At 74.1% G+C, this 25,692-nt stretch carries 27 protein-coding genes and 1 tRNA gene; 20 read left to right on the top strand and 8 right to left on the bottom strand.

The window, feature by feature from the left end; all coding sequences use genetic code 11:
* The first annotated feature begins 189 nt into the window (after positions 1 to 189).
* Genes KZX45_RS08015 through KZX45_RS08040 form a run of 6 tightly spaced genes read left to right on the top strand, consistent with a single transcriptional unit; the run spans position 190 to position 6,662 of the window.
* A complete protein-coding gene (locus KZX45_RS08015; protein WP_248257209.1) occupies positions 190 to 1,146 on the top strand; it encodes an ABC transporter permease in 957 nt (318 codons plus the stop codon).
* 1 nt (position 1,147) lies between these two features.
* Positions 1,148 to 3,142, top strand: a complete 1,995-nt coding sequence (locus KZX45_RS08020) for a dipeptide/oligopeptide/nickel ABC transporter permease/ATP-binding protein (RefSeq protein ID WP_248257210.1) — start codon at positions 1,148 to 1,150, stop codon at positions 3,140 to 3,142.
* Positions 3,139 to 3,978, top strand: coding sequence for an ATP-binding cassette domain-containing protein (locus KZX45_RS08025; protein ID WP_248257211.1), 840 nt, complete (start codon positions 3,139 to 3,141; stop codon positions 3,976 to 3,978). Before KZX45_RS08020 ends, KZX45_RS08025 begins: the two co-directional genes overlap by 4 nt.
* 52 nt (positions 3,979 to 4,030) lie before the next feature.
* On the top strand, positions 4,031 to 4,984 hold the full coding sequence (locus KZX45_RS08030) for a dihydrodipicolinate synthase family protein (protein ID WP_374112578.1): 954 nt from the start codon (positions 4,031 to 4,033) through the stop codon (positions 4,982 to 4,984).
* Between the two features lie 5 nt (positions 4,985 to 4,989).
* Positions 4,990 to 5,985: an ROK family protein gene (locus tag KZX45_RS08035; RefSeq protein WP_248257213.1), complete on the top strand. Its 996-nt coding sequence runs from the start codon at positions 4,990 to 4,992 to the stop codon at positions 5,983 to 5,985.
* Positions 5,982 to 6,662 carry an N-acetylmannosamine-6-phosphate 2-epimerase gene (locus KZX45_RS08040; RefSeq protein WP_248257214.1) on the top strand — a complete coding sequence of 227 codons (681 nt, stop codon included), beginning with the start codon at positions 5,982 to 5,984 and terminating at the stop codon, positions 6,660 to 6,662. The genes KZX45_RS08035 and KZX45_RS08040 overlap by 4 nt, the downstream gene beginning before the upstream one ends.
* Before the next feature lie 12 nt (positions 6,663 to 6,674).
* Here the strand turns inward: KZX45_RS08040 and KZX45_RS08045 are convergent, their stop codons facing one another.
* On the bottom strand, positions 6,675 to 7,670 hold the full coding sequence (locus tag KZX45_RS08045; protein WP_248257215.1) for an aldo/keto reductase: 996 nt from the start codon (positions 7,668 to 7,670) through the stop codon (positions 6,675 to 6,677).
* A gap of 241 nt (positions 7,671 to 7,911) precedes the next feature.
* Here KZX45_RS08045 and KZX45_RS08050 point away from each other — a divergent pair, with 241 nt between their 5' ends.
* From KZX45_RS08050 to KZX45_RS08070, 5 genes are all read left to right on the top strand, one after another.
* A complete protein-coding gene (locus tag KZX45_RS08050) occupies positions 7,912 to 8,193 on the top strand; it encodes an HU family DNA-binding protein (RefSeq protein WP_152194886.1) in 282 nt (93 codons plus the stop codon).
* A 192-nt stretch (positions 8,194 to 8,385) separates the two neighbouring features.
* Positions 8,386 to 9,171, top strand: a complete 786-nt coding sequence (nagB, locus tag KZX45_RS08055) for a glucosamine-6-phosphate deaminase (RefSeq protein WP_248257216.1) — start codon at positions 8,386 to 8,388, stop codon at positions 9,169 to 9,171.
* Positions 9,172 to 9,220: 49 nt separating this feature from the next.
* Entirely contained in the window at positions 9,221 to 9,586 is a 366-nt protein-coding gene (locus tag KZX45_RS08060) for a DUF3039 domain-containing protein (RefSeq protein WP_248257217.1), read from the top strand.
* Entirely contained in the window at positions 9,583 to 11,415 is a 1,833-nt protein-coding gene (locus tag KZX45_RS08065) for a DEAD/DEAH box helicase (protein WP_248257218.1), read from the top strand. The genes KZX45_RS08060 and KZX45_RS08065 overlap by 4 nt, the downstream gene beginning before the upstream one ends.
* Positions 11,416 to 11,524: 109 nt before the next feature.
* The gene (locus tag KZX45_RS08070) at positions 11,525 to 11,680 is read left to right on the top strand and encodes a hypothetical protein (protein ID WP_248257219.1); all 156 of its coding nucleotides are present in this window, start codon (positions 11,525 to 11,527) and stop codon (positions 11,678 to 11,680) included.
* Between the two features lie 171 nt (positions 11,681 to 11,851).
* On the opposite strand, the gene KZX45_RS08075 is transcribed toward KZX45_RS08070, so the two are convergent.
* Positions 11,852 to 13,228 (bottom strand): nicotinate phosphoribosyltransferase, encoded by a 1,377-nt coding sequence (locus KZX45_RS08075; protein WP_248257220.1) that lies wholly within the window; start codon positions 13,226 to 13,228, stop codon positions 11,852 to 11,854.
* Positions 13,229 to 13,316: 88 nt separating this feature from the next.
* Here KZX45_RS08075 and clpS point away from each other — a divergent pair, with 88 nt between their 5' ends.
* From clpS to adhP, 8 genes are all read left to right on the top strand, one after another.
* Positions 13,317 to 13,625 carry an ATP-dependent Clp protease adapter ClpS gene (gene clpS / locus KZX45_RS08080; RefSeq protein ID WP_374112572.1) on the top strand — a complete coding sequence of 103 codons (309 nt, stop codon included), beginning with the start codon at positions 13,317 to 13,319 and terminating at the stop codon, positions 13,623 to 13,625.
* On the top strand, positions 13,618 to 14,382 hold the full coding sequence (locus KZX45_RS08085) for a DUF2017 family protein (protein ID WP_248257221.1): 765 nt from the start codon (positions 13,618 to 13,620) through the stop codon (positions 14,380 to 14,382). Before clpS ends, KZX45_RS08085 begins: the two co-directional genes overlap by 8 nt.
* 11 nt (positions 14,383 to 14,393) lie before the next feature.
* The gene (gene murI, locus KZX45_RS08090) at positions 14,394 to 15,218 is read left to right on the top strand and encodes a glutamate racemase (RefSeq protein ID WP_248257222.1); all 825 of its coding nucleotides are present in this window, start codon (positions 14,394 to 14,396) and stop codon (positions 15,216 to 15,218) included.
* Complete coding sequence (locus KZX45_RS08095; protein WP_248257223.1) at positions 15,215 to 16,015, top strand: MBL fold metallo-hydrolase; 801 nt, start codon at positions 15,215 to 15,217, stop codon at positions 16,013 to 16,015. The genes murI and KZX45_RS08095 overlap by 4 nt, the downstream gene beginning before the upstream one ends.
* A gap of 85 nt (positions 16,016 to 16,100) precedes the next feature.
* A complete protein-coding gene (locus KZX45_RS08100; protein ID WP_248257224.1) occupies positions 16,101 to 18,800 on the top strand; it encodes a phosphoenolpyruvate carboxylase in 2,700 nt (899 codons plus the stop codon).
* A gap of 84 nt (positions 18,801 to 18,884) precedes the next feature.
* The gene (rph, locus tag KZX45_RS08105) at positions 18,885 to 19,658 is read left to right on the top strand and encodes a ribonuclease PH (RefSeq protein ID WP_282453446.1); all 774 of its coding nucleotides are present in this window, start codon (positions 18,885 to 18,887) and stop codon (positions 19,656 to 19,658) included.
* Positions 19,655 to 20,317 carry an RdgB/HAM1 family non-canonical purine NTP pyrophosphatase gene (gene rdgB / locus KZX45_RS08110; RefSeq protein WP_248257225.1) on the top strand — a complete coding sequence of 221 codons (663 nt, stop codon included), beginning with the start codon at positions 19,655 to 19,657 and terminating at the stop codon, positions 20,315 to 20,317. Before rph ends, rdgB begins: the two co-directional genes overlap by 4 nt.
* Positions 20,318 to 20,447: 130 nt before the next feature.
* Entirely contained in the window at positions 20,448 to 21,515 is a 1,068-nt protein-coding gene (gene adhP / locus KZX45_RS08115) for an alcohol dehydrogenase AdhP (RefSeq protein ID WP_248257226.1), read from the top strand.
* Positions 21,516 to 21,629: 114 nt separating this feature from the next.
* Here adhP and KZX45_RS08120 read toward each other — a convergent pair whose 3' ends face one another.
* Both KZX45_RS08120 and KZX45_RS08125 read right to left on the bottom strand, forming a co-directional pair.
* Positions 21,630 to 22,034 carry a DUF3054 domain-containing protein gene (locus tag KZX45_RS08120; RefSeq protein ID WP_248257227.1) on the bottom strand — a complete coding sequence of 135 codons (405 nt, stop codon included), beginning with the start codon at positions 22,032 to 22,034 and terminating at the stop codon, positions 21,630 to 21,632.
* Positions 22,034 to 22,570, bottom strand: a complete 537-nt coding sequence (locus KZX45_RS08125) for an NUDIX hydrolase family protein (protein WP_248257228.1) — start codon at positions 22,568 to 22,570, stop codon at positions 22,034 to 22,036. Before KZX45_RS08125 ends, KZX45_RS08120 begins: the two co-directional genes overlap by 1 nt.
* Before the next feature lie 181 nt (positions 22,571 to 22,751).
* Between KZX45_RS08125 and KZX45_RS08130 the strand changes: the two genes are divergently transcribed.
* The gene (locus tag KZX45_RS08130; RefSeq protein WP_248257229.1) at positions 22,752 to 23,648 is read left to right on the top strand and encodes a universal stress protein; all 897 of its coding nucleotides are present in this window, start codon (positions 22,752 to 22,754) and stop codon (positions 23,646 to 23,648) included.
* Between the two features lie 35 nt (positions 23,649 to 23,683).
* On the opposite strand, the gene KZX45_RS08135 is transcribed toward KZX45_RS08130, so the two are convergent.
* From KZX45_RS08135 to KZX45_RS08150, 4 genes are all read right to left on the bottom strand, one after another.
* Positions 23,684 to 23,765, bottom strand: a tRNA-Leu gene (locus KZX45_RS08135).
* Positions 23,766 to 23,789: 24 nt separating this feature from the next.
* The gene (locus KZX45_RS08140) at positions 23,790 to 24,266 is read right to left on the bottom strand and encodes a peroxiredoxin (protein WP_248257230.1); all 477 of its coding nucleotides are present in this window, start codon (positions 24,264 to 24,266) and stop codon (positions 23,790 to 23,792) included.
* A 74-nt stretch (positions 24,267 to 24,340) separates the two neighbouring features.
* Entirely contained in the window at positions 24,341 to 24,793 is a 453-nt protein-coding gene (locus KZX45_RS08145) for a DUF6098 family protein (protein WP_248257231.1), read from the bottom strand.
* Positions 24,794 to 24,931: 138 nt separating this feature from the next.
* Positions 24,932 to 25,630: a GAF and ANTAR domain-containing protein gene (locus KZX45_RS08150; RefSeq protein WP_248257232.1), complete on the bottom strand. Its 699-nt coding sequence runs from the start codon at positions 25,628 to 25,630 to the stop codon at positions 24,932 to 24,934.
* Positions 25,631 to 25,692 lie beyond the last annotated feature (62 nt).

The raw sequence follows: 25,692 nt of genomic DNA on the forward strand, positions 1-25,692 counted from the left end.
GGTGCTCGTGGGGGGTCGGCGCCCGGGCGTTTGTGGGGGGGGGGGGCCCCCGGGGGGCCCCCCCCCCACCACCCCGCGGCCGCGTGCCGCACCCCACCCTGCGGCCGCGTGCCGCACGCCCCGACGGCGGCCCTGCAGGCCGTCGCCCCAGACGGCGGCCCGTGCCGTCCCGAACAACGGAGTCCGAGCGTGAGCGCACTCCTGCGGCTGACCGGCCGACGCCTGCTCCAGCTGCCCGTCATGATCCTGGGGATCAGCCTGCTGGTCTTCGTGGTGATGTCCTTCTCGAGGATCGACCCCGCCATCAACGCCCTAGGCGAGGGTGCCTCCGTCGAGGCGCGTGAGGCCTTCCGGGCCGCGAACGGCCTCGACGACCCTCTGCTGCTGCGCTACTGGAACTTCCTCGTCGGGCTCGTCCAGCTCGACCTCGGAACGTTCAGCGCCCGCCAGACCCCGGTGGTCGACGAGGTGGCGCGGGCGTTCCCGATCACCCTTCAGCTGACCTTCCTCGGCCTGATCATCGCCGTCGTCGGCGCTCTCGTCCTCGGCATCCTGGCCGCGCTCTACCGCGACCGGTGGCCGGACAAGGCGATCCGCATCATTTCCGTCGGCTCCCTCGCCACGCCGTCCTTCTGGCTCGCAGTGCTCCTCATCCAGGCCTTCACGCTCGGGCTCGGGCTGCTGCCGGCCTCCGGCCCGCTGCCCGCGTTCTCCGAGGACCCGGGCGCCTACCTCGCCCGCATGGCCCTGCCCGCCTTCGCGCTCGGCGTGCCGGTCGTCGGTCAGCTCACCCGCGTGATCCGCACCGCGGTCGTCGAGGAGCTCGACAAGGACTACGTGCGCACCGCGCTCGGCGCCGGCATCCCGCGGTCGGTCGTCGTGGGACGCAACGTGCTGCGCAACGCGCTGATCACGCCGATCACGGTCCTGGGCCTGCGGGTCGGCTACCTCATGGGCGGCGCCGTCGTCATCGAGATCATCTTCGCCCTCCCGGGCATGGGCACCCTCATCCTCAACGGCGTGACCAACAACGAGCCCAACCTCGTCCAGGGCGTGACGCTCACGGTGGCCATGGCCTTCGTCGTCATCAACATCGTGGTCGACCTGCTGTACGTGCTGGTCAACCCCCGCATCAGGACGGTCTGACATGCGACGCAAGCTCACCGAACGTCTCTCCGCCCCGGGCCTGCGCCTGCGGGCCCTCCCCGCCGGCTCGAAGGTGGCGCTGGCCTTCGTCGTCCTCGTGGCGCTCGTGGCGGTCCTCGCGCCGCTGGTCACCGCCCACGGACCGCTGGCCTCCGGCGCGCCGGTGCAGCCGCCCAGCGGCGAGCACTGGTTCGGCACCGACCGCCAGGGCCGCGACATCTTCTCCCGCGTCGCCTACGGCGCCCGCTACTCCCTCGTCATCGGGCTCGGGGCGACGGCGATCGCCCTCGCCGTCGCCGCCGTCCTCGGCTCCGTCGCGGCGACGGCCAAGAAGTGGGTCTCCGAGACGCTCATGCGGGTGCTGGACGTCGTCATGTCCTTCCCCGGCATCGCGCTGGCCGCCGTCTTCGTCACGGTCTTCGGCCGCTCGCTGCCCGTCCTGGTTCTCACCATCGCGTTCCTGTACGTCCCTCAGCTGACCCGGGTGGTCCGCGCGAACGTGCTGGACCAGTACGGGGAGGACTACGTCGCCGCCTCGAAGGTGATGGGCGCGCGCACCTCCTGGGTCCTCGTCAAGCACGTCGCCCGCAACTGCATCGCCCCCGTGATGGTCTTCGCGACCGTCCTGGTGGCCGACGCGATCGTCTTCGAGGCGTCGCTGTCCTTCATCCAGGCCGGCGTGCCCGACCCGGAGCCGTCGTGGGGCAACGTCATCGCCGCCGGGCGCGACCTGGTCATGGCCGGCTACTGGTGGGCGACGTTCTTCCCCGGCCTGGCCATCATGCTGACCGTGCTGTGCCTGAACATCCTCTCCGAGGGCATGACCGACGCGATGGTCGCCCCCAGGGGCAAGAAGATCGTGGAGACCCCCGCCGAGGCCGCCCTCGCGGCCGCCGCCGGCGAAGAGGTCGCCGTCGCCGGGGAGCCCGCGGTCGAGGCCGCCACGGCCGAGGTGCCGCTCGAGGAGCGGCTCGCGGAGCTGCGCGCCGTGGAGGCCGCCCGCACGGACCGCCTCCAGTACACCGGCGACGCGGAGCCGCTGCTCGAGGTGGAGGACCTGTGCATCCGCTTCCCCGAGCGCCACGGCGACGTGGACGTCGTCGACCACGTGTCCTTCTCGGTCCGCCCGGGCGAGACCATGGCGCTCGTGGGGGAGTCCGGCTGCGGCAAGTCGATCACCTCGCTCGCGATCATGGGGCTGCTCGACCGCAGCGCCGAGATCGGCGGCCAGATCCGCTACCGCGGCACGAACCTGCTCGACCTCTCGCCGCGGCAGCGCGCCGGGCTGCGCGGGCGGGACCTGGCGATGATCTACCAGGACGCGCTGTCCTCGCTGAACCCCTCGATGCTGATCTCCGCGCAGATGAAGCAGCTGACCCGCCGGGGCGGGACGCGGACCGCCGAGGAGCTCCTCGAGCTGGTGGGACTCGACCCGGCCCGCACGCTCAAGAGCTACCCGCACGAGCTCTCCGGCGGCCAGCGCCAGCGCGTCCTCATCGCCATGGCCCTGACCCGCGACCCGAAGCTGGTCATCGCCGACGAACCGACCACCGCGCTGGACGTCACGGTGCAGAAGCAGGTGATCGACCTCCTCAACGACCTGCGCGAGAAGCTGGGCTTCGCGATGGTGTTCGTCAGCCACGACCTGGCGCTCGTGGCCAAGGTGGCTCACCGGGTCACGGTCATGTACGCCGGCCAGGTGGTCGAGCAGGCGCCGACGAGCGAGCTGCTGACGAACCCTCGGCACGAGTACACGCGCGGCCTCCTCGGCTCGGTGCTCTCGATCGAGTCCGGCGCCGACCGCCTCCACCAGGTGGCCGGGACGGTGCCCTCGCCGCGCGAGTTCCCCGCGGGCGACCGGTTCGCGCCGCGGTCCTCGCGGCCCGACGTCGGCCTGGACGAGCGGCCCGTGATGCGGGAGCTCCCCGGGCGCGACCACCGCTACGCCGCCCACGCCAGCGACCCCGAGCTCGTCGTCCCCGGAGGTGTCCGATGACCGCCACGCAGGCTGCCCCGCCCCGTCCCCGGGACGGCGACGTCCCGATCGTCGCGGTCCGCGACGTGCACGTGGTCTACAAGAGCCGACTCGGCGGGATGTTCTCCGCACAGCGGGTCCGCGCCGTCGACGGTGTCTCGTTCGAGGTCCGCCGCGGCGAGACGCTCGGCATCGTCGGGGAGTCCGGGTGCGGGAAGTCCACCACCGCCCGCGTGCTCACCGGCCTCGAGGAGCCCACCTCCGGCCAGGTGTTCTTCCGGGGCGAGCCGGCCACCCGGCGGACCGCCGCGGACCGGAAGCGGTTCGGCCGGGTCGTCTCGGTCGTCTTCCAGGACCCGGCGACCGCGCTGAACGCCCGCATGCTGGTCCGCGACACCCTGCGCGACCCGCTCGACGTCCACCGCGTGGGGACGCCCGCCCAGCGTGCGGCGCGCGTGAAGGACCTCGTGGCGATGGTGGGCCTGCCGACCTCGGCGCTGGACGCCCGGCCGAGCCAGCTCTCCGGCGGCCAGCGCCAGCGCGTGGCCATCGCCCGCGCCCTTGCGCTCGCCCCGGAGATCATCGTGGCCGACGAGCCCACCTCCGCGCTCGACGTCTCCGTGCGCGCGCAGATCCTCAACCTGCTCATGGACCTCAAGAACCAGCTCGGCCTGTCCATGGTGTTCATCTCCCACGACATCCAGACCGTGCGCTACATCTCCGACCGGATCGTCGTGATGAACGCCGGACGCATCGTCGAGGAGGGGACCCCGGCGCAGATCTTCGAGCAGGCGCAGGACCCCTACACCCGCACGCTCATGGGGGCCGCGCCCTCGCTGCTCCACCCGGCCCGCTGACCGCGGCGCCCCGACCCTGTCCGAGCCGTCCGGCTCACCGAGAAATGGAGTCATCGTGACCGTCGCCCGCCTGCGTGGCATCGTCCCGCCCGTCGTCACCCCGTTCACCGCCGAGGGCGACGTCGACGTGCCCTCCCTCGAGCGCGTCACCGAGCACCTGCTCGCCTCGGGCGTGCACGGCGTGTTCGTCCTGGGCTCGACCGGCGAGGTCGCCTACCTCACCGACGACCAGCGCGACCTGGTGGTACGCACGGTCGTCGGGACCGTCGCCGGCCGCGTCCCCGTCCTCGCTGGCGCCATCGACCTGACCTCGGCCCGCGTGGTCGAGCAGGTGCGCCGGTCGGTCGCGGCTGGCGTGGACGCCGTCGTCGCCACCGCCCCCGTCTACGCGATCAACGACGCCGCCGAGATCGAGGACCACTTCCGCGCCGTCGCGGCCGCCTCCGAGGTGCCGGTGTTCGCCTACGACATCCCGGTGCGGGTGAAGGTCAAGCTCGGCGCCGACCTGCTCGTGCGGCTGGGCATCGAGGGCGTCCTCGCCGGCGTGAAGGACTCCTCGGGCGACGACGTCGGCTTCCGCCGGCTCGTCGCGGCGAACGCGGCGGCGGGCTCGCCGCTGACCCTCTTCACGGGCCACGAGGTGGTCGTCGACGGCATGCTGCTCCTCGGCGCCGACGGCGTGGTTCCCGGCCTGGCGAACGTCGACGCCGCCGGCTACGCCCGCCTGTGGGACCGCGCCGAGGCCGGCGACTGGGCCGGCGCCCGCGCCGAGCAGGACCGCCTCGCCGGGCTCTTCGAGATCGTCTTCCAGGCGGCGGGCCGCTCCGGCGACGCCGCCGGCGTGGGCGCCTTCAAGGTCGCGATGCAGCGTCAGGGCCTCATCGACACCGCCACCATGGCGTTCCCGGTGCGCGCCCTGGACGGCGCGGTCGCCGGGCGCATCGAGGAGATCACCCGGGCGGCGGGGCTCCTCGCGGCGCCGGAGGCGTCCCTCTCCGCGCGGTGAGCCGGATGACCGGCACGCCCCCGCTCGACGACGCCGTGGTGATCGGCGTCGACCTGGGCGGCACGAAGACGGCCGCCGCCGCGGTGTCCCGCGACGGCGCCGTCGGGCCCCTCCGCACGGTGCCGACCCCCGCCCGGGCCGGCCCCGGCCCGATCCTCGACGCCGTGGCCGGCCTCGTCCGCGAGGTCGCCGCCGGCGCGGGCGGACCGGTGCTCGGCCTCGGGGTCGGCACCGCCGGCGTCGTCGACGTGTTTACCGGCACGATCGTCTCCGCCACCGACGCGATCGCCGGCTGGACCGGCACGGACGTCGCGGGCGGGCTGCGGGACCGGCTCGCCGACCTGGCGCTCGGCGGCGTCCACGTCGAGAACGACGTCGACGCCCACGCCGCCGGGGAGGCCTGGCGCGGCGCGGCCGCGGGCCTGCCGAGCGTCCTCATGGTCGCCGTCGGGACCGGCGTGGGGGGCGCCGTCGTCCTGGACGGCCGGCCCCTGCGCGGCGCCCACCACGTGGCCGGGGAGATCGGGCACCTGCCCACCCCGGGGGCCGAGGGCCTGCGGTGCACGTGCGGGCGGCCCGGGCACCTCGAGGCGCTCGGCGCCGGACCCGCGCTGCATCGCCACTACCTCGCCCTGGGCGGGGACGCCGCCAGCCCGGACACCCGCGACGTCGTCGCCCGGGCCGACGCCGGCGAGGAGACGGCCGTCCGCGCGGTGCGCGAGTCGGCCGCCGCCGTGGGCCGGGCCACCGCGGCCGTCGTCACGGTGCTCGACCCCGCCGCCGTCGTGGTCGGCGGCGGCATGGCCGGCGCCGGACGACTGTGGTGGGAGGCGATGGAATCGACCCTGCGCGGCGAGCTCATCGCCCCGCTGGCCGGGCTGCCGGTGCTGCCGGCCGCCCTCGGCGGGTCGGCCGCCGTGGTCGGAGCGGCCCGCGGCGCCTGGGACCTGCTGCCGAGAACGTCCCCGGCCGGCGCGCCGGGAGAGGAAGGAAACCCGTGAACCCCCTGATCGAGTCCCTGCGCGGCCGGCTGGTCGTCTCCTGCCAGGCCTACCCGGGCGAGCCGATGCGCGACCCGCGCACCATGGCCCAGGTCGCGGCCGCCGTCGTCGAGGGTGGGGCCGCCGCCGTGCGCGCCCAGGGCGTCGAGGACGTCCGCCAGGTCGTCGCCGCCGTCGACGTGCCCGTCATCGGGCTGTGGAAGGACGGCGACGACGGGGTCTACATCACCCCCACCCTGGACCACGCCGTGGCGGTGGCCGAGGCCGGCGCGCAGATCGTCGCGCTCGACGGCACCCGGCGGCCGCGCCCCGACGGGCGCACCCTCGCCGAGACGGTCGGCGCGCTCCGCGAGCGCTCCGACGTCCTCGTGATGGCCGACTGCGGGTCCCTCGCGGACGCGCTGGAGGCCGAACGGGCCGGCGTCGACATCCTGGGCACCACCCTGGCCGGGTACAGCGGCGAGCGGCCCCGCACCGACGGGCCGGACTACGACCTGGTGGACGAGATGGTCACCGCCTGCCGCCTGCCCGTCATGGTCGAGGGCCGCGTGCACAGCCCGGCGCAGGCCGCCGAGGCGCTCGGCCGCGGGGCCTTCGCCGTCTGCGTCGGCACCGCGATCACCCACCCCACCACGATCACGGGATGGTTCGCCGAGGCGGTCGCCGGCGCGCGTTGAGCCGCCCGCCGCCTACCAGCGGTGGTGCACCTCGGCGCGGATCCGCTCGTCGTAGAGCGCGGCGACAGCCTCGAGCAGCTCCTCGGACAGCGGCTCGAGGTCGGCGGCCGCCGCGTTGGCGCGCGCCTGCTCGGCGCTGCGGGCCCCCGGGATGACGGTCGTGACGCCCTCCTGCTGGATCACCCAGCGCAGGGCCACCTGGGCCGGCGTGGCGCCCTCGGGGCCCAGCTCGGCGACGAGGCGGGAGAACTCCTGGGCGGCCGCCACCCCGGTGGCGAAGTCGACGCCGGAGAAGGTCTCGCCGATGTCGAACTGCTCGCCGTTGCGGTTGTAGGTGCGGTGGTCCGTCTCCGCGAACGTCGTCCCGGCCGTGTACCGCCCCGAGAGCAGGCCCGAGGCGAGCGGGACGCGGGCGATGATGCCGACGCCCTCCTCGACGGCGCGGGGGAGCACCTCCTCGAGGGGCTTGCGGCGGAAGGCGTTGAGGATGATCTGGACGCTGACGGGGTGGAGCGCGTCGATGGCCGCGAGCGCCTGGTCGGACGTCTCCACGCTGACGCCGTACGCGGCGATCCGCTCCTCGGCGACCAGCGTCTCGAGCGCCTCGAACACCGCCGGCGAGGTCAGGACCTCGGAGGGCGGGCAGTGCAGCTGCACCAGGTCGAGGCGGTCGACGCCCAGGTTGGTGCGCGACCGGTCGGTCCACCCGCGGAACGCGGCCAGGTTGTAGGACTCCGGCACCTGCTCCGCGCGCCTGCCCATCTTGGTGGCGACCGTGAGCTCGACGCCCGGGTTCTCGCGGAGGAACGCCCCGATCAGGCGTTCGCTGCGCCCGTCGCCGTAGACGTCGGCGGTGTCCAGGAACGTCACGCCGGAGTCGACCGCCGCCGCCAGCACGCCGCGGGCCTGCTCCTCGTCGATCTCGCCCCACTCGGTCCCCAGCTGCCACGTGCCCAGGCCGACCACCGAGACCTCACGTCCCGACCCGCCCAGCGTGCGCTCCTCCATACCGTCCTCCTGACGTGTTCGCGTGCGTCCCATCCTGCCGTGGCCGGACGGTTCCCGCCCCGGCAGCCGGTGTGACGGATGTGACTGCAGTGACGGGCGCAGCCGCCTCCGGCACCCCGGGAACCGCGAAGACACGCGGAAAAACGGCGCGTTAGATGCGACAACGGCGCCGACGTGTGCGTAGTGTCGGCGCAGCGGCACCAGCAACGGGTGCCCGAACCCGAACGATGAGAGGGATTTCATGTCCGTCAACCGCACCGAGCTCGTCGCCGCCGTCGCCGAGCGTTCCTCGCTGACCAAGACCCAGGCCGACGCCGCGCTGTCCGCGCTGCAGGAGGTCCTCGTGGACTCGCTCGGCAAGGGCGAGGCCGTCAAGGTCACCGGCCTGCTGAGCGTCGAGCGCGTCGAGCGCGCCGCCCGCACGGGCCGCAACCCCCGCACCGGCGAGGAGATCCAGATCCCCGCCGGCTACGGCGTCAAGATCTCCGCCGGCTCGGCTCTGAAGAAGGCCGTCGCCAAGTGACCCTGCGCTGAGACGCGCCGGGAGCGGGCAGGACCGAGGACGGTCCTGCCCGCTCCTGCATGTCCTGACGCCGTGCGACCGGCCGACCTGACGACCCACGGGCGCCGGAGACGTCTGATGTCTCGTCGGCCGGGCGGTAGGGTGGCGGTGCCGGAGACCGTCCGGTACCGCTCGAGGGGAATGGGGTAGCCCGTGCAGGTCGTCATCCAGCCGGACGCGGAGGCCATCGCCACGCTCGTCGCCGACGAGATCGAGCGGCTGCTCAGGGAACGGCCCGAGACCGTGCTCGGCCTCGCGACCGGGTCCAGCCCGCTGGCCATCTACGACGAGCTCGTGCGCCGGCACGAGGCCGGCCGCATCTCGTTCGCGCGGTCCCGGGCCTTCATGCTCGACGAGTACGTCGGCCTCCCGGACGACCACCCCGAGCGCTACCGCAACGTCATCGAGCGGGAGATCGCGGGCCGCGTCGACTTCGCCCCGGGCGCCGTGCAGGGGCCCGACGGCAACGCCGAGGACATCCCCGCGGCGTGCGCGCAGTACGAGGCCGCTATCGCCGGCGCGGGCGGCGTGGACCTGCAGATCCTCGGGATCGGCAGCGACGGCCACATCGCGTTCAACGAGCCGGGCTCGTCCCTCGCGTCCCGCACCCGCATCAAGACCCTGACCTCCCAAACGCGCCGGGACAACGCCCGGTTCTTCGACGGCGACGTGGACGCGGTGCCGCACCACTGCCTCACCCAGGGGCTGGCCACCATCATGTCGGCGCGCCACCTCGTCCTGGTCGCCACCGGCGCCGGGAAGGCCGAGGCCGTCCACCACCTCGTCGAGGGCCCCGTCAGCGCCATGTGGCCCGCCACGGTCATGCAGCACCACCCGCGCGCCACGGTCCTCCTCGATGCGGCCGCGGCGTCCCGGCTCCAGCTCGGGGACTACTACCGCGAGGTGTTCGCCAACAAGCCCGCGTGGCAGGGGCTGTGACGGCGCGCACGCCCCGTCCCCACCACGGCCGCGTGCTTAGACTGTCCGCATGAGCTCGACGACCCCCTCCTCACCGTCCGGCCCGCAGCAGCCCGCAGCGCCGTCCTCCCCGGCCGGCGGCACCGGGGTCCTCGAGCGCGAGGAGCTCCGCGAGCAGGTCTCGCCCGGGGACGACGAGCGGTACGCGCACTACGTGCGCAAGGACAAGATCACCGCCTCCGCCGTCTCCGGCCAGCCCGTCATCGCGCTGTGCGGGAAGGTGTGGACCCCCGGGCGCGACCCGCGGAAGTACCCCGTGTGCCCCACCTGCAAGGCCATCTACGAGGGCATGAGCGACGGCGCCGACTCCGGTTCCGGCAAGGGCCGCGGCTGGCCGTTCGGCCGCAAGGGCGGCGCCTCGGGAAGCGGGGAGTGACCGCCCCGCACCTGCGCAGGTCGACGCCGACCCACCCAGCCGGACCCGCCGCCGTCTCCACGGCCGCGGCCGAGCAGCTGTCGCCCGCCTACCCGGCGCGCGCAGCCTGGGGGACCGCGTCGCGCCTGCGCGCGTGGCAGGCGGAGGCGCTCCAGCTCTACCTGGAGAGGCAGCCGCAGGACTTCCTCGCCGTCGCCACGCCGGGCGCCGGAAAGACCACCTTCGCCCTGCGCATCGCGACCGAGCTGCTCGCCTCCGGGACCGTCCGGCGTATCACGGTGGTGTGCCCCACGGAGCACCTCAAGACGCAGTGGGCCGATGCCGCCGCCCGCGTGGGCGTGCAGCTCGACCCCAACTTCAAGAACGCCCAGGGCCGGCACGGGGCGAGCTTCGACGGCGTGGCCCTGACGTACGCGCAGGTCGCGGCGAACGCGGCGCTGCACCGGGCGCGCACCTCGGCCGAGCCGACGCTCGTGATCCTCGACGAGGTCCACCACGGCGGCGACGCGCTGAGCTGGGGTGACGCCGTGCGCGAGGCCTTCGAGCCCGCGCGGCGGCGGCTGGCGCTGACGGGGACGCCGTTCCGCTCCGACACCGCCGCCATCCCCTTCGTCGAGTACGCGCGGGACAAGGACGGGATCCGGCGCTCGAAGGCCGACTACTCCTACAACTACGGCGACGCGCTGCGCGACGGCGTGGTGCGCCCGGTCATCTTCCTGAGCTACTCGGGGCAGATGCGTTGGCGCACCAAGGCCGGGGACGAGGTCTCGGCCACCCTCGGCGAGCCGCTCACCAAGGACATGACCGCCCAGGCCTGGCGCACGGCGCTCGACCCGAAGGGCGAGTGGATCCCGGCGGTCCTGCAGGCCGCCGACCAGCGGCTGACCGAGGTACGGCGCAGCGTCCCCGACGCCGGCGGCCTCGTCATCGCGACCGACCAGACGGCGGCCCGCGCCTACGCCAGGACGCTCCACAGCATCACCGGTGAGAAGGCCGTGACCGTCCTGTCCGACGACGACGGCGCCAACCAGCGCATCGAGGACTTCGCCGCCGGCGACCAGCGCTGGATGGTCGCCGTGCGCATGGTGTCCGAGGGTGTCGACGTGCCCCGGCTCGCGGTCGGCGTGTACGCCACGGCCACCTCGACCCCGCTGTTCTTCGCCCAGGCCGTGGGACGCTTCGTGCGCGCCCGGCGCCGCGGCGAGACCGCCTCCGTGTTCCTGCCCTCCGTGCAGCACCTGCTGGGGCTGGCGAACGAGCTGGAGATCGAGCGCGACCACGCGCTGGACCGGGTGCTCACCGCGGAGGAGAAGGGCGCCTTCTTCAACCCGGAGGACGCCCTCGTCGCGGCGGCCAACAAGACCGAGCAGGCCAGCGACGGCCTGCTCCCGGGGTTCGAGGCCCTCGAGGCCCAGGCCACCTTCGACAAGGTCCTCTTCGACGGCGGCGAGTTCGGCACCGGCGCGGAGGTCGGGTCGGTCGAGGAGCAGGAGTTCCTCGGCATCCCCGGCCTGCTCGAGCCCGAGCAGGTCACCTCGCTCCTGCGGGCCCGCCAGGCGGAGCAGGTCAGGACGCAGAAGCGCCAGGCCACGGCGGACGCCGCCCGGCGCACGAACGCCGGGGTGGACGACCACCGTCGTCGCCAGGCGGCCCGCAAGGAGCTGTCGACCCTGGTCTCGGCCTGGTCGCGGCGGTCCGGCAAGCCGCACGGCGTCGTGCACACGGAGCTGCGCAGCCGCTGCGGGGGCCCGGAGGTCGCCCTGGCGCGCACGGAGGAGATCGAGGCGCGCATCGCGATGCTGCGCGAGTGGTTCGTCGGACGCGGCTGAAATCGCGTCAGAATCGTTTCAGGATGCGGTCAGTCCCGAGTGCTGGGACGCTTGTCGCATCGTGCAGGCGGGACTTCCGGTCCTGCCCCTCAAGTAGAAAGGGCGTGCCGTGAACATCTGGCTCATCCTCATCATCGTCGGCGTCGTCATGCTCATCCTGGGCGTGGCCGTCGAGGCCGCGCAGGTTCTCCTCTGGATCGGCATCGCCGTGCTCGTGATCTCGCTGATCATGTCCTTCGTGTCGCGGGGCAGGAACAGGGTCTGACCCACCTGCCGGCGGCGCTGCCCGCCGGTCAGCACGATGAGGCCGCCCCGCTCGGGGCGGCCTCTCCGTGTCTACGGGGTCGATGTCTACGGGCGTCAACGTGTGTGCGGGCGCCGACGTGTTGGGGGCGTCGACGGGGCGCCACGACGGTGGGCCGTGCTCCGGCCGACGTCAGATGATCGCGGCGGGGTCGCGGTCGTCCGCGGGGAAGATGTCCACGTGCCGGGTCGGGATCGCGGGCTCGCCCTCGCTGAGGCGCCACCCCGCGTAGGGCAGCTCGGCGCGGGAGGCGAGGTGCCGCTGGGCGGCTGCGGCGAGCGTGCCGTCGTCGCAGTGCTCGGCGACGGTCTCGCCCTCCCGGACCAGCTCCACCTGCAGCGGCCGCGCCCCGGCCCGCTCGAGCTCGGCCAGCCCGTCCTCGAACCTCTCGCAGGAGACGACGAGCTCCTCGGCGGCGCGGCCGTCGTCGTCCAGCACGCGGCCGGCCACCTTCAGCCCGCCCACCGAGGCCTTGGACTTCGAGGCCTTGGCCACCTCGTGCATCCGGCCGTCCGCACCCTCGCGGGCCACGAGCTTGTAGACCAGCTCCGCCGTCGGGTGCCCGGAGCCCGTCACGAGCTTGGTCCCCACGCCGTAGGAGTCCACCGGGGCTGCGTTGAGGGCGGCGATGGCGTACTCGTCAAGGTCGGAGGTCACGGTGATCCTCGTCGTCGTCGCGCCGAGCTCGTCCAGCTGCTTGCGCACGGTGAATGCCTGGGCCACCAGGTCGCCCGAGTCGAGGCGCACGGCGCCGAGCTCGCCCCCCGCCGCCCGCGCCGCCGCGACTGCGCGCTCCACGCCCCGCGTGACGTCGTACGTGTCGACCAGCAGCGTCGTGCCGGGGCCCATCGTGGCGACCTGCGCGGCGAACGCGGCCTCCTCGTCGTCGTGGACGAGGGTGAAGGAGTGGGCCGCGGTGCCGATGGCCCGGATCCCGTAGGAGCGTCCGGCCTCGAGGACGGACGTGCCCACGAACCCGCCGACGACGGCCGCCCGGGCCGCGGCCACGGCGGCTCCCTCGTGGGTTCGGCGGGCGCCCATCTCGAGGCAGGGCCGGCCGTGGGCGGCCATCGTCATGCGCGAGGCGGCGGCGGCGACGGCGCTGTCGTGGTTGAGGATGGAGAGGATGACGGTCTCGAGGACGACGGCGTCCGCGAAGGTGCCCTCGACCGTCATGATCGGCGAGCCGGGGAAGAAGCACTCACCCTCCGCGTAGCCCCGGACGGTGCCGCGGAAGCGGTAGTCGCGCAGGAGGTCGAGCGTCTCCTGCCCGACGATCCCGGCCTCGGCGAGGTAGTCGATCTCCTCGGGCCCGAACCGGAAGGCCCGCACGGCGTCCAGGACGCGTGCGGTGCCGGCCACCACGCCGTAACGGCGCCCGGCGGGCAGCCGCCGGGTGAAGACCTCGAAGACGCTGCGCCGGCCGGCGGCGCCGGAACGCACGGCGCCCTCGATCATGGTGAGCTCGTACATGTCCGTCAGCAGTGCCGTGCTGCCCAGGGTCCGCATGGGGTCACGTTAGCGGCCGGGCCCTCGCGTCGCCCCGGCTGGCCGACGGGCGGCGAGCGGAGCCCCGGCCACCTCGTAGTCTGGAGAGGTGAGTGTCACCCACCTGGCCGCCGCCCCCGCCGAGCAGGAGTCGACGGCCCAGGAGAGCCAGGTGGTGCCCGACCGCGTCTGGCGCACCGTGGTGTGGGACGACCCGGTGAACCTCATGAGCTACGTCACCTATGTGTTCCAGTCGTACTTCGGCTACGACGAGCCGACCGCGAGCCGGCTCATGATGCAGGTCCACACCCGTGGGCGCGCCGTCGTCTCCACCGGGCACCGCGAGCAGATGGAGGTCGACGTGCAGGCCATGCACGGGTTCGGGCTGTGGGCGACCCTCGAGCAGGAGGGTGAGTAGCTTGCACGCCTTCCTGCCCGTCCCCGGCGGGTACGCCTCCCGCCTGGACGACGTCGAGCGCACGATCATCGCCCGCCTCGTCCGCGACACCGCCGAACTGCTCGGGACGCGGTTCGAAGGCGCGGGCGAGACCCCCGCGCCGCGCCACACCGCCGGCGAGGACCCCTCGCCGCGCCACACCGCCGGCGAGGACCCCTCGCCGTGCCACGCCACCGGCGAGGCCCCCGCGCCGCGCCACACCGCCGGCGAGGACCCCTCGCCGCGCCACGCCGCCGGCGACGACGCCGTGCTCGCGGCCCTCGACTTCGAGCCGGCGTCCGACCGCGCCCCGGACGCGCCGTCGGACCCTGCCCTGGCGCGCCTGCTGCCGCCGATGAGCCACGACGACCCGGCCCTCTCGGCCGAGCTCCGCGCGCTGACGGAGGGCTCCCTGCGGGCCGGGAAGGTCTCCCGGCTCGAGGCGGTCTGGCGCGAGCTGGCCGAACCGGCCGTCCGGCCCGACGCCGTCGTGGTCCACGCCGGCCAGGAGGGCAGGTGGCTCGCCGCCCTCACCGACGTCCGGCTCGTCCTCGCGAGCCGGCTCGGGATCTCCGACGAGGCAGACGCGGAGGCGGTGTACGACCGGGCGCACGGGGAGGGGGCGGCGGAGGACGAGCGCGACGAGGTCACCGACGCCCTCGCCACGATGTACGCCGCGCTGACGTGGTGGCAGGAGTCACTGCTGGAGGCTATGTCCCGGACAAGGCGCGGCCGTTAGGCTCCAAAACCGTGGACGACGCACCCATCGGCATCTTCGACTCGGGCGTGGGCGGTCTGACCGTGGCACGCGCGGTGATCGACCAGCTGCCGGGGGAGTCCGTCCTGTACCTGGGCGACACGGCCAACACCCCGTACGGGCCCAAGCCCATCGCGCAGGTGCGCGCGCTGGCGCTCGAGGTCATGGACCGCCTGGTGGTCTCGGGCGTCAAGATGCTCGTCATCGCCTGCAACTCCGCCTCCGCGGCCGTGCTGCGCGACGCCCGCGAGCGCTACTCGATCGACGCCGGCGTGCCCGTGGTCGAGGTCATCCAGCCGGCCGTGCGGCGCGCGGTGGCCGCCACGCGCACCGGCCGGGTGGGCGTCATCGGCACCCGCGCGACGATCGACTCGGGCGCCTACCGAGACGCGTTCGCCGCCGCCCCGCAGCTGCAGCTGACGATGGCCGCGGCCCCCCGGTTCGTCGAGTTCGTGGAGCGGGGCGTGACGTCCGGCCCCGAGGTGCTCGCCGCCGCCAAGGAGTACCTCGCGCCGGTGAGGGCCGCCGGGGTCGACACCCTCGTGCTGGGCTGCACGCACTACCCGCTCCTGACCGGCGTCATCTCCTACGTCATGGGCGAGGGCGTCACGCTGGTCTCCTCCGCCGAGGAGACCGCCAAGGACGTGTACCGCACCCTCGTGGCCCACGACCTGCTGCGCGACCCGACGACGCCGCCGCCCCCGCACCGCTTCCTCGCCACCGGTGAGCCGGGGTCGTTCGCCCGGCTGGCCCGCCGCTTCCTCGGGCCCGAGGTCACCGAGGTCCACGCGGCCGACGAGCTGGCGGGTACCCGATGAGGCTGACCGTCATCGGCTGCTCGGGGTCCATGTCGGGGCCGGCGTCGGCCGCCTCGTGCTACCTCGTCCAGGCCGACGGGACCGACGACTCCGGCCGGCCCCGCACCTGGTCCCTCCTCATGGACCTCGGCTCCGGCGCCATGGGTGCCCTGCTCAACCACGTCGACCCCGCCGAGGTCGACCTCCTCGCGCTGTCCCACCTCCACGCCGACCACATGGTCGACATGATCGGCATGCAGGTCTACCGCCGCTGGCACCCCGTCGGCGGTCTCGCCCCGCTGCCCGTGCTGGCCCCGGCCGGCGCCCTCGACCGCGTGCGCGGCGTCGGCGGTGACGACGAGAGCGAGACCTACGCCGGGGAGTTCACCTTCGCCGAGCACCGCCCCGGCGCCCCGGTGCGGGTGGGGCCGCTCACGGTCGAGTCCTTCCCCGTCAACCACCCGGTGCCCGCCTACGGCCTCCGCGTCACGGGGCCGAGCTCGCGGCCGGGCGGCCCGCAGCGCGTGACCCTGGCCTACACGGGCGACACCGACCTGTGCGACCAGCTGCTCCACCTCGCCGCGGACGTGGACCTGCTGCTCAGCGAGGCCGCGTTCCAGGAGGGGCGCGACACGGTGCGCGGCGTGCACCTGACGGGCCGGCGGGCGGGCCAGCTCGCCGCCTCCGCGAACGTCCGCCGCCTCGTGCTGACCCACCTCCAGCCCTGGACGGACCCCGAGGTGGTCCGCGACGAGGCCCACGAGGCGTTCCGCGGTCCGGTCGACGTGGCCGCGCCGGGCACCCGCTGGGTGCTCTGAGCCGCCCGTCCCGGCCGCGTCCGGGGCGTCTCACCGCAGACGCCCCGCGGACGAGAGCTGCGCCGTCGTCGGTAGCCTGGTCGGCATGAGCGACGCTCCCCGACGTGACCCCCTGCCCGTCGACCGGCACTCCCGCGGCGCCGCCAAGCACGAGATCCCGGACGCGATGCGCCAGGACGTGCGGCTGCTCGGCGGCCTGCTGGGCCAGGTGCTCCGCGAGTACGGCAGCGCGGGCCTGTTCGAGGACGTCGAGGCGCTGCGCGAGCTCGCCATCGCCGCGCTCGAGGACCCGGGCAACGACGCGCTGAGCCGGGCCGAAGAGCTCGTGGACTCCTTCTCGGCGGAGCGTGCCGAGGAGGTGGCCCGGGCCTTCACCTGCTACTTCCACCTCACGAACCTCGCCGAGGAGCAGCAGCGCGTCCGCATGCTGCGGTCCCGCGACGGGGAGGTGCCGCTGGCGGAGCAGCGCGCCTCCGACTCCGTGGCCGCGGCGTTCACGCACCTGGCCGAGGAGGTCGGTCAGGAGGAGGCCGAGCGGCGGCTGTCCGGGCTCGAGTTCCACCCGGTCCTCACGGCGCACCCCACGGAGGCGCGGCGCAACGCGGTCGCGGCGTCGGTGCGGCGCCTCGGGATCCTGCTCGACCAGCGGGACGACCCCCGGCTGGGACCGGGGGCGCTGGAGGAGAACCGGCGCGAGCTGCTCGAGGAGGTCGACAGCATGTGGCGCACCGCCCAGCTGCGCCCCTCCAACCCCTCGCCCCTGGACGAGGTCCGCACCTCCCTGGCGGTCTTCGACTCCTCGCTCGTCGACGTCTTCGTCGCCTCCTACCGCCGCCTCGACGATTGGATGCAGGGCGAGGAGCGGGGGCTGCGCGCGCCGAAGGCGCCGGCATTCGTGCGCCTGGGCACCTGGATCGGCGGGGACCGCGACGGCAACCCGAACGTCACGGCCTCCGTCACCCGCCAGGCGGCGGCGCAGTCCGCGGAGCGCATCCTCACGGCGCTGGAGGCGGCCGCCCGCCGCGTCGGCCTGGCCCTCACGCTCGACGACCGGTTCGCGGCCCCCAGCGCCGCCCTGACCGCGCTCTGGGGCCGTCAGCGCATGCTCAACCAGGAGCTCACCGACCAGATCGCCGCGCACTCTCCGGGGGAGAGCCACCGGCGCGTGCTCCTGTTCGTCACCGAGCGCATCGTGGCCACCCGCCGGCGCAACGCCGACCTCGCCTACCCGGACGCCGCCGCACTGCGGGCCGATCTCGCCGTGGTGCAGGAGTCGCTCGTGGCGGCCGGCGCCGCCCGCGCCGCGTACGGCGACCTGCAGGACCTGATCTGGCTGGTGGAGACCTTCGGCTTCCACCTGTCCGAGATGGAGGTCCGTCAGCACTCCAAGGTCCACCTGCAGACGCTCGCGTGGCTGGACGACCCGGCCTCCGTGCCGGCCCCGGCCGTGCCGCCGGAGGAGGTGCTCGAGACGTTCCGCGCGATCGCCTCGGTGCAGAAGCGCCACGGCGTCGACGCGTGCCGCCGCTACATCATCTCCTTCACCCAGTCCGCGCAGAACGTCGCGGACGTCTACTCCCTCGCCGAGCGCGCGCTCGGGTCCGCGGACGCCGCCCCGGTGCTCGACGTCATCCCCCTGTTCGAGACCTTCGACGACCTGCAGGCGGCGCCCCGCATCCTCGACCAGATGATCCGCCTGGCGCCCGTGCAGCGCCGGCTGGAGCAGACCGGCCGGCGCCTGGAGGTCATGCTCGGCTACTCCGACTCGGCCAAGGACGTCGGCCCCGTCTCGGCGACCCTCGCCCTGTACGAGGCCCAGGCCCGCATTGCCGCCTGGGCCCGGGAGAACGACATCGTCCTGACCCAGTTCCACGGCCGCGGCGGGGCGCTCGGCCGCGGCGGCGGCCCCGCCAACCGCGCCATCCTCGCCCAGCCGCCGCACTCGGTGGACCTGCGCTTCAAGGTCACCGAGCAGGGCGAGGTCATCTCCGCCCGGTACGGCAACCCGGCGATCGCGGTGCGCCACATCGAGCAGGTGGCCGCGGCCACCCTCATGGCGTCGGCGCCCTCGACCGAGCGCCGCAACGCCCAGGCCGCCGAGCGGTACGCCGACCTCGCCGCCCGGCTCGACGCCGTCTCCCGGGAGCGCTTCTTCGGCCTGATCAGGGCCGACGGCTTCGCCCCGTGGTTCGCGGAGGTCACCCCGCAGGAGGAGATCGGCCTGCTCGCCATCGGCTCGCGGCCCGCCCGGCGCGGGCTCAGCGTGGAGTCGCTGGAGGACCTGCGGGCCATCCCGTGGAACTTCGCGTGGACGCAGGCGCGGATCAACCTCACGGGCTGGTTCGGGCTCGGGTCCGCGCTGGACGCGGTCGGCGACCTCGAGCTCCTCCGCCGCGCCTACGGCGAGTGGCCCCTGTTCGCGGCGATGATCGACAACGTCGAGATGTCCCTGGCGAAGACCGACCGGCGGATCGCCGTGCGCTACCTCGACCTCGGCGACCGGCCCGACCTCGCGGAGATGGTGGTCGAGGAGCTGGACCTCACGACCCGGTGGGTGCTCGACGTCACCGGCCACGGTCGCCTGCTCGAGGGCCACCGGGTGCTCGGCCGCGCCGTGCAGTTGCGCAACCCTTACGTCGACGCGCTGTCCCTGCTCCAGCTCCGGGCGTTGCGCACCCTGCGCGACAGCTCCCGCGAGCTCGACGAGCGGGACGTCGCCGACCAGCAGCGGCTGCTGCTGCTCACCCTCAAGGGTGTCGCGGCCGGCCTGCAGAACACGGGCTGACCGGACCTCCCGCGCCCGCGCCCCGTGGTGCACGCCACGGGCCGCGGGCCAGGCCGTGCCCCGCCGGACGGTAATCTCGAGGTCATGACTTCTCCGGACCTGTCCACGTCCCTGCGCGCCGACGGTCGCCGCCCCGACGAGCTGCGCGAGGTCCGCATCACCCGCGGCTGGCTCGACGCCGCCGAGGGCAGCGTGCTCGTGGAGTTCGGCCGCACCCGCGTGCTGTGCGCGGCGTCGTTCACCGAGGGCGTGCCGCGCTGGCGCCAGGGCTCCGGCGAGGGCTGGGTCACAGCCGAGTACGCGATGCTGCCCCGCGCCACGAACACTCGCAGCCAGCGCGAGTCGGTCAAGGGCCGCGTCGGGGGCCGCACGCACGAGATCTCCCGGCTCGTCGGCCGGTCCCTGCGGGCGATCATCGACGTGGCCGCGCTCGGGGAGAACACCATCGTCCTGGACTGCGACGTCCTCCAGGCCGACGGCGGGACCCGGACCGCGGCCATCACCGGCGCCTACGTGGCCCTCGCCGACGCCGTCGCCTGGGGCACCGAGGCCGGTCACATCCGGCCCTCCCGCAACAAGCCCGTCCTCACCGACTCCGTGGCGGCCGTGTCCGTCGGCATCATCGAGGGGCGTCCCGTCCTCGACCTGCCCTACGTCGAGGACGTGCGCGCGGAGACGGACATGAACGTCGTCGTCACCGGCTCGGGCGACTTCGTCGAGGTGCAGGGGACCGCCGAGGGGGTGCCGTTCAAGCGTGCCGAGCTCGACGCGATGCTCGACCTCGCCGTCGCCGGCACCGCCCGGCTGCGCGACCTCCAGGTCGAGGCGCTCGCCCGGCCGCTGGAGCGCCGCCCGTGAGGCGCGGCGCACCCGCGGGCCAGACGGACGGCGGTGCGCGGCTCGTCCTCGCGACGCACAACCGGCACAAGGTCCGGGAGCTGCGCGAGATCCTGGCTCCGCTGCTGCCGGGCCTCCGCCCGGGCGACGTCGTCGGGGCGGGCGACGTGGGCGCGGAGCCGCCGGTCGAGGACGGCGTCACCTTCGCGGAGAACGCGCTCCTCAAGGCCCGCGCCCTCGCCGCGGCGACGGGCCTGCCCGCCGTCGCCGACGACTCCGGCCTGTGCGTGGACGTGCTCGGCGGCGCCCCCGGGGTCTTCTCGGCCCGGTGGGCCGGCCGGCACGGCGACGACCGCGCTAACCTCGAGCTGCTGCTCGCCCAGCTGGCCGAGGTCCCCGAGGAGCACCGTGGGGCCCACTTCGCCTGCGCGGCGGCCCTGGTCACCCCGTCGGGTCTCGAGGTGGTCGAGGACGGCCGGATGCCCGGCGTCCTGCTGACCGCCCCCCGCGGAGACGGCGGGTTCGGCTACGACCCCATCCTCCGGCCGGCGGGGGAGAGCCGCTCCGCGGCGGAGCTGACGCCGGAGGAGAAGAACGCCATCAGCCACCGCGGCCAGGCGTTCCGGGCGCTCGCGCCGCACATCGCCGCCGCGCTGCGCCGGGGCGCCAGCTGGGGCTGAGCCGCCGCACGGGACGACGGTCCCTCGGAGACCGCCGGGCCGGCTGGTGGACTGGGAGACGGGCACCGAGGACGGTGCCCGTCACCCGCGGCCGACGCGACCCGTCGCCGCCGGAGCGAGAAGGTGAACCATGACCCAGACCCTGCCGCCCACCCCCGCGGCCGACGTCGCCACCACCATGCGGGCCGCCGTCGTCGAGGAGCTCGGCGCACCGCTGACGATCGAGACCCGTGCCGTCCCCGAGCCCGGCCCCTTCCAGGCCCTCGTGAAGGTCGAGTACACCGGTGTGTGCCACACCGACCTGCACGCCGCGCACGGCGACTGGCCGGTCAAGCCGTCGCCGCCGTTCGTCCCCGGCCACGAGGGCGCCGGGACCGTCGTCGCCGTCGGCTCCGCCGTGACCCGCGTGCGGGTCGGCGACCGCGTCGGCAACGCCTGGCTCGCCAGCGCCTGCGGCGAGTGCGAGTACTGCGAGACCGGCTGGGAGACGCTGTGCGAGTCGCAGCAGAACAGCGGGTACTCCGTCGACGGCTCGTTCGGCGAGTACATGCTCGTGGACTCGCGCTACTGCCCGGTCGTCCCCGACGGCGTCGACCTCGCCGCGGCCGCCCCGATCCTGTGCGCCGGCGTCACCGTGTACAAGGGCCTGAAGATGACGGACACCAGGCCCGGCGAGTGGGTGCTGATCTCCGGCATCGGAGGGCTCGGGCACATCGCGGTCCAGTACGCCGTCGCGATGGGCCTGCGGGTCGCCGCGGTGGACGTCGACGACGCCAAGCTCGAGCTGGCCCGCCGCCACGGCGCGGAGGTCACGGTCAACGCCCGCACCGCCGAGGACCCCGCCGCGGCGATCAAGGAGCGCACCGGAGGCGTGCACGGCGCGCTGGTCACCGCGGTCAACGCGCACGCCTTCCCGCAGGCCGTCGGCGCCCTCCGGCGCGGTGGCACGGTCGCCCTCGTGGGGCTCCCGCCCGAGCAGTTCCCGCTGGACATCTTCACCACGGTGCTCCTCGGGCTCACGGTCCGCGGCTCCATCGTCGGGACGCGCAAGGACATGAGCGAGGCGCTCGACTTCTTCGCGCGCGGCAAGATCGCTCCCACCTACACGGTGCGGCCGCTGGCAGAGATCAACGACATCCTCACGGAGATGGAGGAGGGCCGCATCGAGGGCCGGGTGGTGGTGGACGTCCGGGCCTGACGCACGAGCGGCGCACCGTCGCGGCGCCCCGGTCAGCGCGCCGCGGCGGACGACGGCGGCCCGCCGGCTTCCGCCGGCGGGCCGCCGAGCGCGGGCCGGGGGAGTCAGCGCCGGTCACAGGTAACGCGCCTGCCGCTCGTGGCGGCGCTCCTTGATCTCCAGGACGCCGCGCCAGCCCAGGATCAGCACCGCCAGCACCCCGGCGGTCACGAACGGGAAGGCCCCGGACACCCCGCCGCCGGTGACCGCCCGCAGGCCCAGGCCGACCACGGTGGTCACCGCCCACACGATGACGCCGGTGGGCCAGAGGATCAGCGGCAGCGAGCGCACGCCCGGCAGCGCCCAGGCGATGGCCAGGCCGAGGACGAACGGCCACGCGGTCAGCACGAACTCGCCGGCGGGGGATCCGTGCATGACCATGCCGACGATCGTGAACACGACCACGCAGGCGAGGTCGAGGCCGAACCACCTGAGCGGGTTCGTCGCCCCGGGGACGATCGGTTCCGGTGCGGTGTCCATCAGCGCAACCTCCCCAGGTGGGCGAGCGCCTGCTTGAGCAGGATCGCATGCCCCTCGATCATGTCGTTGAGGATCTCGGGCGTGACGGCCTCCGCCGGGGTCAGCCAGGTCAGCTCGAGGGTGTCGTTGGCGGGCTGGCAGTCGCCGACCACGGGGACGACGTACGCGAGCGAGACGGCGTGCTGGCGTGGGTCGTGGAACGGGCCGCCCGGGGTGGGGAAGTACTCGCCGACGGCGTAGGGCACCAGCGACTGCGGCAGCCGAGGCAGCGCCATCGGTCCGAGGTCCTTGTCCAGGTGCCGCGCGAGGGCCTCCCGGATGGTCTCGTGGAAGAGCACCCGCCCGGAGACGAGCGCCCGGGAGATCGTCCCCTCCGACGTCGCCCGCAGCAGCAGGCCGACCGACTCGACCTCGCCGTGGCCGTCCAGGCGCGCCGGCAGGGCGTCGATGTAGAGGATGGGCACCTTTCGGCGCACCTGGTCCAGGTCCTCGGGGGAGAGCCAGGGGCCGAGGTCACCGCTCGCTATGTCGCTCACCCTCTGTTTCTATCGCGCCCGGCGGCCCGGCGCGACAAGGCTGGCCGGGCGGCCCGGGCTGGAGCGTTTCCGGCTTCGTCGTCGGAGACGTCGCGGCCCGGGCCGATGTGGGCGCCCGAACACCCCCGGGACGCCCGCGTGCGTGTGCACCATGGGGTGTCAAATTTCCGAGGAGGTAGCCATGTCGGACGAGGAGCGCTTCCCGGACGGCGCGGTCGTGGCCGGCGTCGACGGGTCGGAGAAGGATCTGCGGGTCGTGGACTGGGCCGCGGCGGAGGCGGGGCGCCGGGGCACCGGGCTCCACCTCCTCTACGCCGTCCCGATGTACACGGGCCCGTCCTACTACGACGTCATGCCGCCCAAGGAGCTGCTGGACGCCGGGAGACGGATCACGCGTGCCGGGGTCGACCACCTGCGGGCGGCGCACCCCGAGCTGGCGGTGACGTCGGAGGTGCTCCGGGCAGACCCGGCCTCGGCGCTGGTCCAGGCGTCCGAGCGTGCTGCGTTGGTCGTCGTCGGGGCGCGGGGGCTGGGCCGCATCGCGGGCCGTGTCCTCGGGTCCGTCTCGCAGAAGGTGGCCGCTCACGCGCACAGTCCCGTGGTGACGGTGCGTGACCTGGCGGCTGTCCCGGACGGGCCAGTCGTCGTCGGGGTGGACCCGGACCACATCGCGCCGGAGGTCATGCGCTTCGCCTTCGCGGAGGCCCAGCAGCGTGGTGTCGGGCTGCGCGTCGTTCACGCGGGTGCCCGCGCCCAGCTGCGGCCCGAGCTCCAGGATCCCCGCATCGACGTGCTGCTCGACGGTGTCGCCGAGAACCGCGCGACCGAGGTGCAGCGGGTCGCGGACGAGTGGTCCGAGCGCTATCCCGATGTGCCGGTCGACGTGCGGATCGTGCGTCGCCACCCCGTCGAGGCCCTGGCGGAGGCGGCGGCCGGCGCGAGCCTGCTGGTCGTGGGGAGCCGGACGCGTGGCGGCCTCGCGAACGTCCGCCTCGGCTCGGTCAGCCGCGGGGTGCTGCACGAGGCGCCCGTCGTGGCGGTCGTCGGGGTCGGTCACGAGCCGGCCAAGGGCACCTGAGTCACGGGACGAGCGAGCAGCGACTGCGAGTCGAGTGCGCGAGAGGGGACTCGAACCCCTACGCCCGAAGGCACCAGGACCTAAACCTGGCGCGGCTGCCAGTTACGCCACTCGCGCTCGCGGGCCAGCCTATCGGGCCGGTCAGGCGACCCCGAGCAGGGTGCGCAGCCGCGCCACGTGGCCGGTGGCCCTCACGTTGTACTGGGCGAGCTCGACCGTCCCGTCCTTGCGGACCACCACGGTCGACCGGATGACGCCGACGTACGTCTTCCCGTAGTTCTTCTTCTCGCCCCAGGCACCGTAGGCCTCGAGCACCCGGTGCTCGGCGTCGGAGGCGAGCGGGAAGGTCAGTCCCTCGGCCTCGGCGAACCGGGCCAGCTTCCCGACGCCGTCGGGAGAGACGCCGACGACGGCGTACCCGGCCCCCTGGAGGGAGGCCAGGGAGTCGCGGAAGTCGCACGCCTCCTTGGTGCACCCGGGCGTCCCCGCCGCCGGGTAGAAGTAGACGACCACGCCCTTCTCCGCGTCGGCCCGCAGCGCGGAGAGCGAGACCTCGCCGCCGTCGGCGGTGGGGAGGGTGAAGTCGGGGGCGATGTCGGCGGGTTCGAGACGAGGCATGTCACTTCCTGGGCAGGGCGGGCTGGCGGCGCCATCCTCTCAGACGGCGGCCGCCGCTCCCGCCACGCCCGGCCTCAGCGCACGTCGCGGCAGCGCCAGGCGGCGTAGACGCTCTCGGCCTCGAGGAGAGCGCCCTGGCCGACCAGGCCGACCGGACGGGCGGGCGCGACGAGCGGCTCCCCGTCCGCGCCGCGGCCGACGACGGGCCCCGCCAGCAGCCAGGCACGCGAACGCTCGGAGAGCAGGTAGGAGTGGCTGACGAGCTGACGGGCCACCCAGACGTTGTCGCCGGCCGGCCACCACGGCTCGGGGCGCAGCGGCCAGCACGCGAGCCCGGGCAGGGGATATCCGCTCTCCTGATGGCGGCTGCCGCTGCGGACGTCCGCCGGTCCGTGGCTGACGCGGAGGAACAGCTCGCCCTCGCGCTGCTGCGCCTGGACGATCTCCCGGACGGTCTCCAGCATGGGCAGGTCCGGCGTCGACCTGTCGTCGTTCTTCGGAATCTCGATCACATCGGCGTACGACATTGTTCGCTCCAGTAGTCGGTGCTCGCACAGGTGCAAGCACTCGCCGCCAGGGTCCGGAGCGGCAGGTCCCGCCGGATGTTCTGGGGCGGGCTGTTACGAAACCGTAACTCGTCCGCCAAAAAGGTGGCAACCGGTCCGTTAGAGCCGCAGGCCCATCCGGACGATCGCCTCGGAGACGTCCCGGACCTTGACGCTGTGGCTGCGCGCGTGGGAGCGGATCCGCTCGAAGGCGCTCTCCACCGACTCGCCGCGGGACTCGGCGACGACGCCCTTGGCCTGCTCGATGACGATCCTGGACTCCAGGGCCTGGGTGAGCTGGTCGTTGAGCTCCTGCTGCTGGTGGTGCGACGAGGCGTTGATCAGGTAGGCCGTGGCCATGTCCCCGAGCAGCGCCGCGGCGGCCAGGTCCTGCTCCGGCCACTCGCGCTGCCCGGCGTACATGGACAGCGCGCCGTACGTGTTGCCCGCCAGCGCCAGGGGCAGGGCGGCGACGGCGAACGTGCCGGACTCCCGGGCGACGACGGCGAGGGCCGGCCACCGCTCCTCCAGCTCTGCCGGACCCGAGACGACGACGGCCGCGCTGCTGCGCACGGCGTCGACGGACGGGCCCACCTGGTGCTCCTCCTGGAACTTCTCGAGCAGGGTGAGGTGCGGAGGGACGACCGTTGCCGCGCGGACCTTGCCGTCCTCGGCCAGCGAGACACCCGCGGCGGTCAGGTGCAGCACCTCCTTGACGCGCACGGCCAGCGCCTCGAGCACCGCGTCGACGTCGTAGGGCCGGATCAGGGCCCGGACGAAGTCGGAGAGGGTCTGGACGAACAGGTCGTGGTCGTACAAGGTCTCCTCCTCCTCGCCGCGGGCTCCGGGATCTGCCGAGGCTAGTTCGGGCGGACGACGGC

Source organism: Georgenia sp. EYE_87 (assembly GCF_023148685.1).
Lineage (GTDB): Bacteria > Actinomycetota > Actinomycetes > Actinomycetales > Actinomycetaceae > Georgenia.

Bases quoted from the DNA above. Each gene is read 5' to 3' on its own strand.
- KZX45_RS08020 (WP_248257210.1), top strand. From the start codon at position 1,148: ATGCGACGCAAGCTCACCGAACGTCTCTCCGCCCCGGGCCTGCGCCTG.
- KZX45_RS08025 (WP_248257211.1), top strand. From the start codon at position 3,139: ATGACCGCCACGCAGGCTGCCCCGCCCCGTCCCCGGGACGGCGACGTC.
- KZX45_RS08035 (WP_248257213.1), top strand. From the start codon at position 4,990: ATGACCGGCACGCCCCCGCTCGACGACGCCGTGGTGATCGGCGTCGAC.
- KZX45_RS08045 (WP_248257215.1), bottom strand. From the start codon at position 7,670: ATGGAGGAGCGCACGCTGGGCGGGTCGGGACGTGAGGTCTCGGTGGTC.
- KZX45_RS08050 (WP_152194886.1), top strand. From the start codon at position 7,912: ATGTCCGTCAACCGCACCGAGCTCGTCGCCGCCGTCGCCGAGCGTTCC.
- KZX45_RS08060 (WP_248257217.1), top strand. From the start codon at position 9,221: ATGAGCTCGACGACCCCCTCCTCACCGTCCGGCCCGCAGCAGCCCGCA.
- KZX45_RS08075 (WP_248257220.1), bottom strand. From the start codon at position 13,228: ATGCGGACCCTGGGCAGCACGGCACTGCTGACGGACATGTACGAGCTC.
- KZX45_RS08095 (WP_248257223.1), top strand. From the start codon at position 15,215: ATGAGGCTGACCGTCATCGGCTGCTCGGGGTCCATGTCGGGGCCGGCG.
- KZX45_RS08100 (WP_248257224.1), top strand. From the start codon at position 16,101: ATGAGCGACGCTCCCCGACGTGACCCCCTGCCCGTCGACCGGCACTCC.
- rph (WP_282453446.1), top strand. From the start codon at position 18,885: ATGACTTCTCCGGACCTGTCCACGTCCCTGCGCGCCGACGGTCGCCGC.
- adhP (WP_248257226.1), top strand. From the start codon at position 20,448: ATGACCCAGACCCTGCCGCCCACCCCCGCGGCCGACGTCGCCACCACC.
- KZX45_RS08120 (WP_248257227.1), bottom strand. From the start codon at position 22,034: ATGGACACCGCACCGGAACCGATCGTCCCCGGGGCGACGAACCCGCTC.
- KZX45_RS08130 (WP_248257229.1), top strand. From the start codon at position 22,752: ATGTCGGACGAGGAGCGCTTCCCGGACGGCGCGGTCGTGGCCGGCGTC.
- KZX45_RS08140 (WP_248257230.1), bottom strand. From the start codon at position 24,266: ATGCCTCGTCTCGAACCCGCCGACATCGCCCCCGACTTCACCCTCCCC.
- KZX45_RS08145 (WP_248257231.1), bottom strand. From the start codon at position 24,793: ATGTCGTACGCCGATGTGATCGAGATTCCGAAGAACGACGACAGGTCG.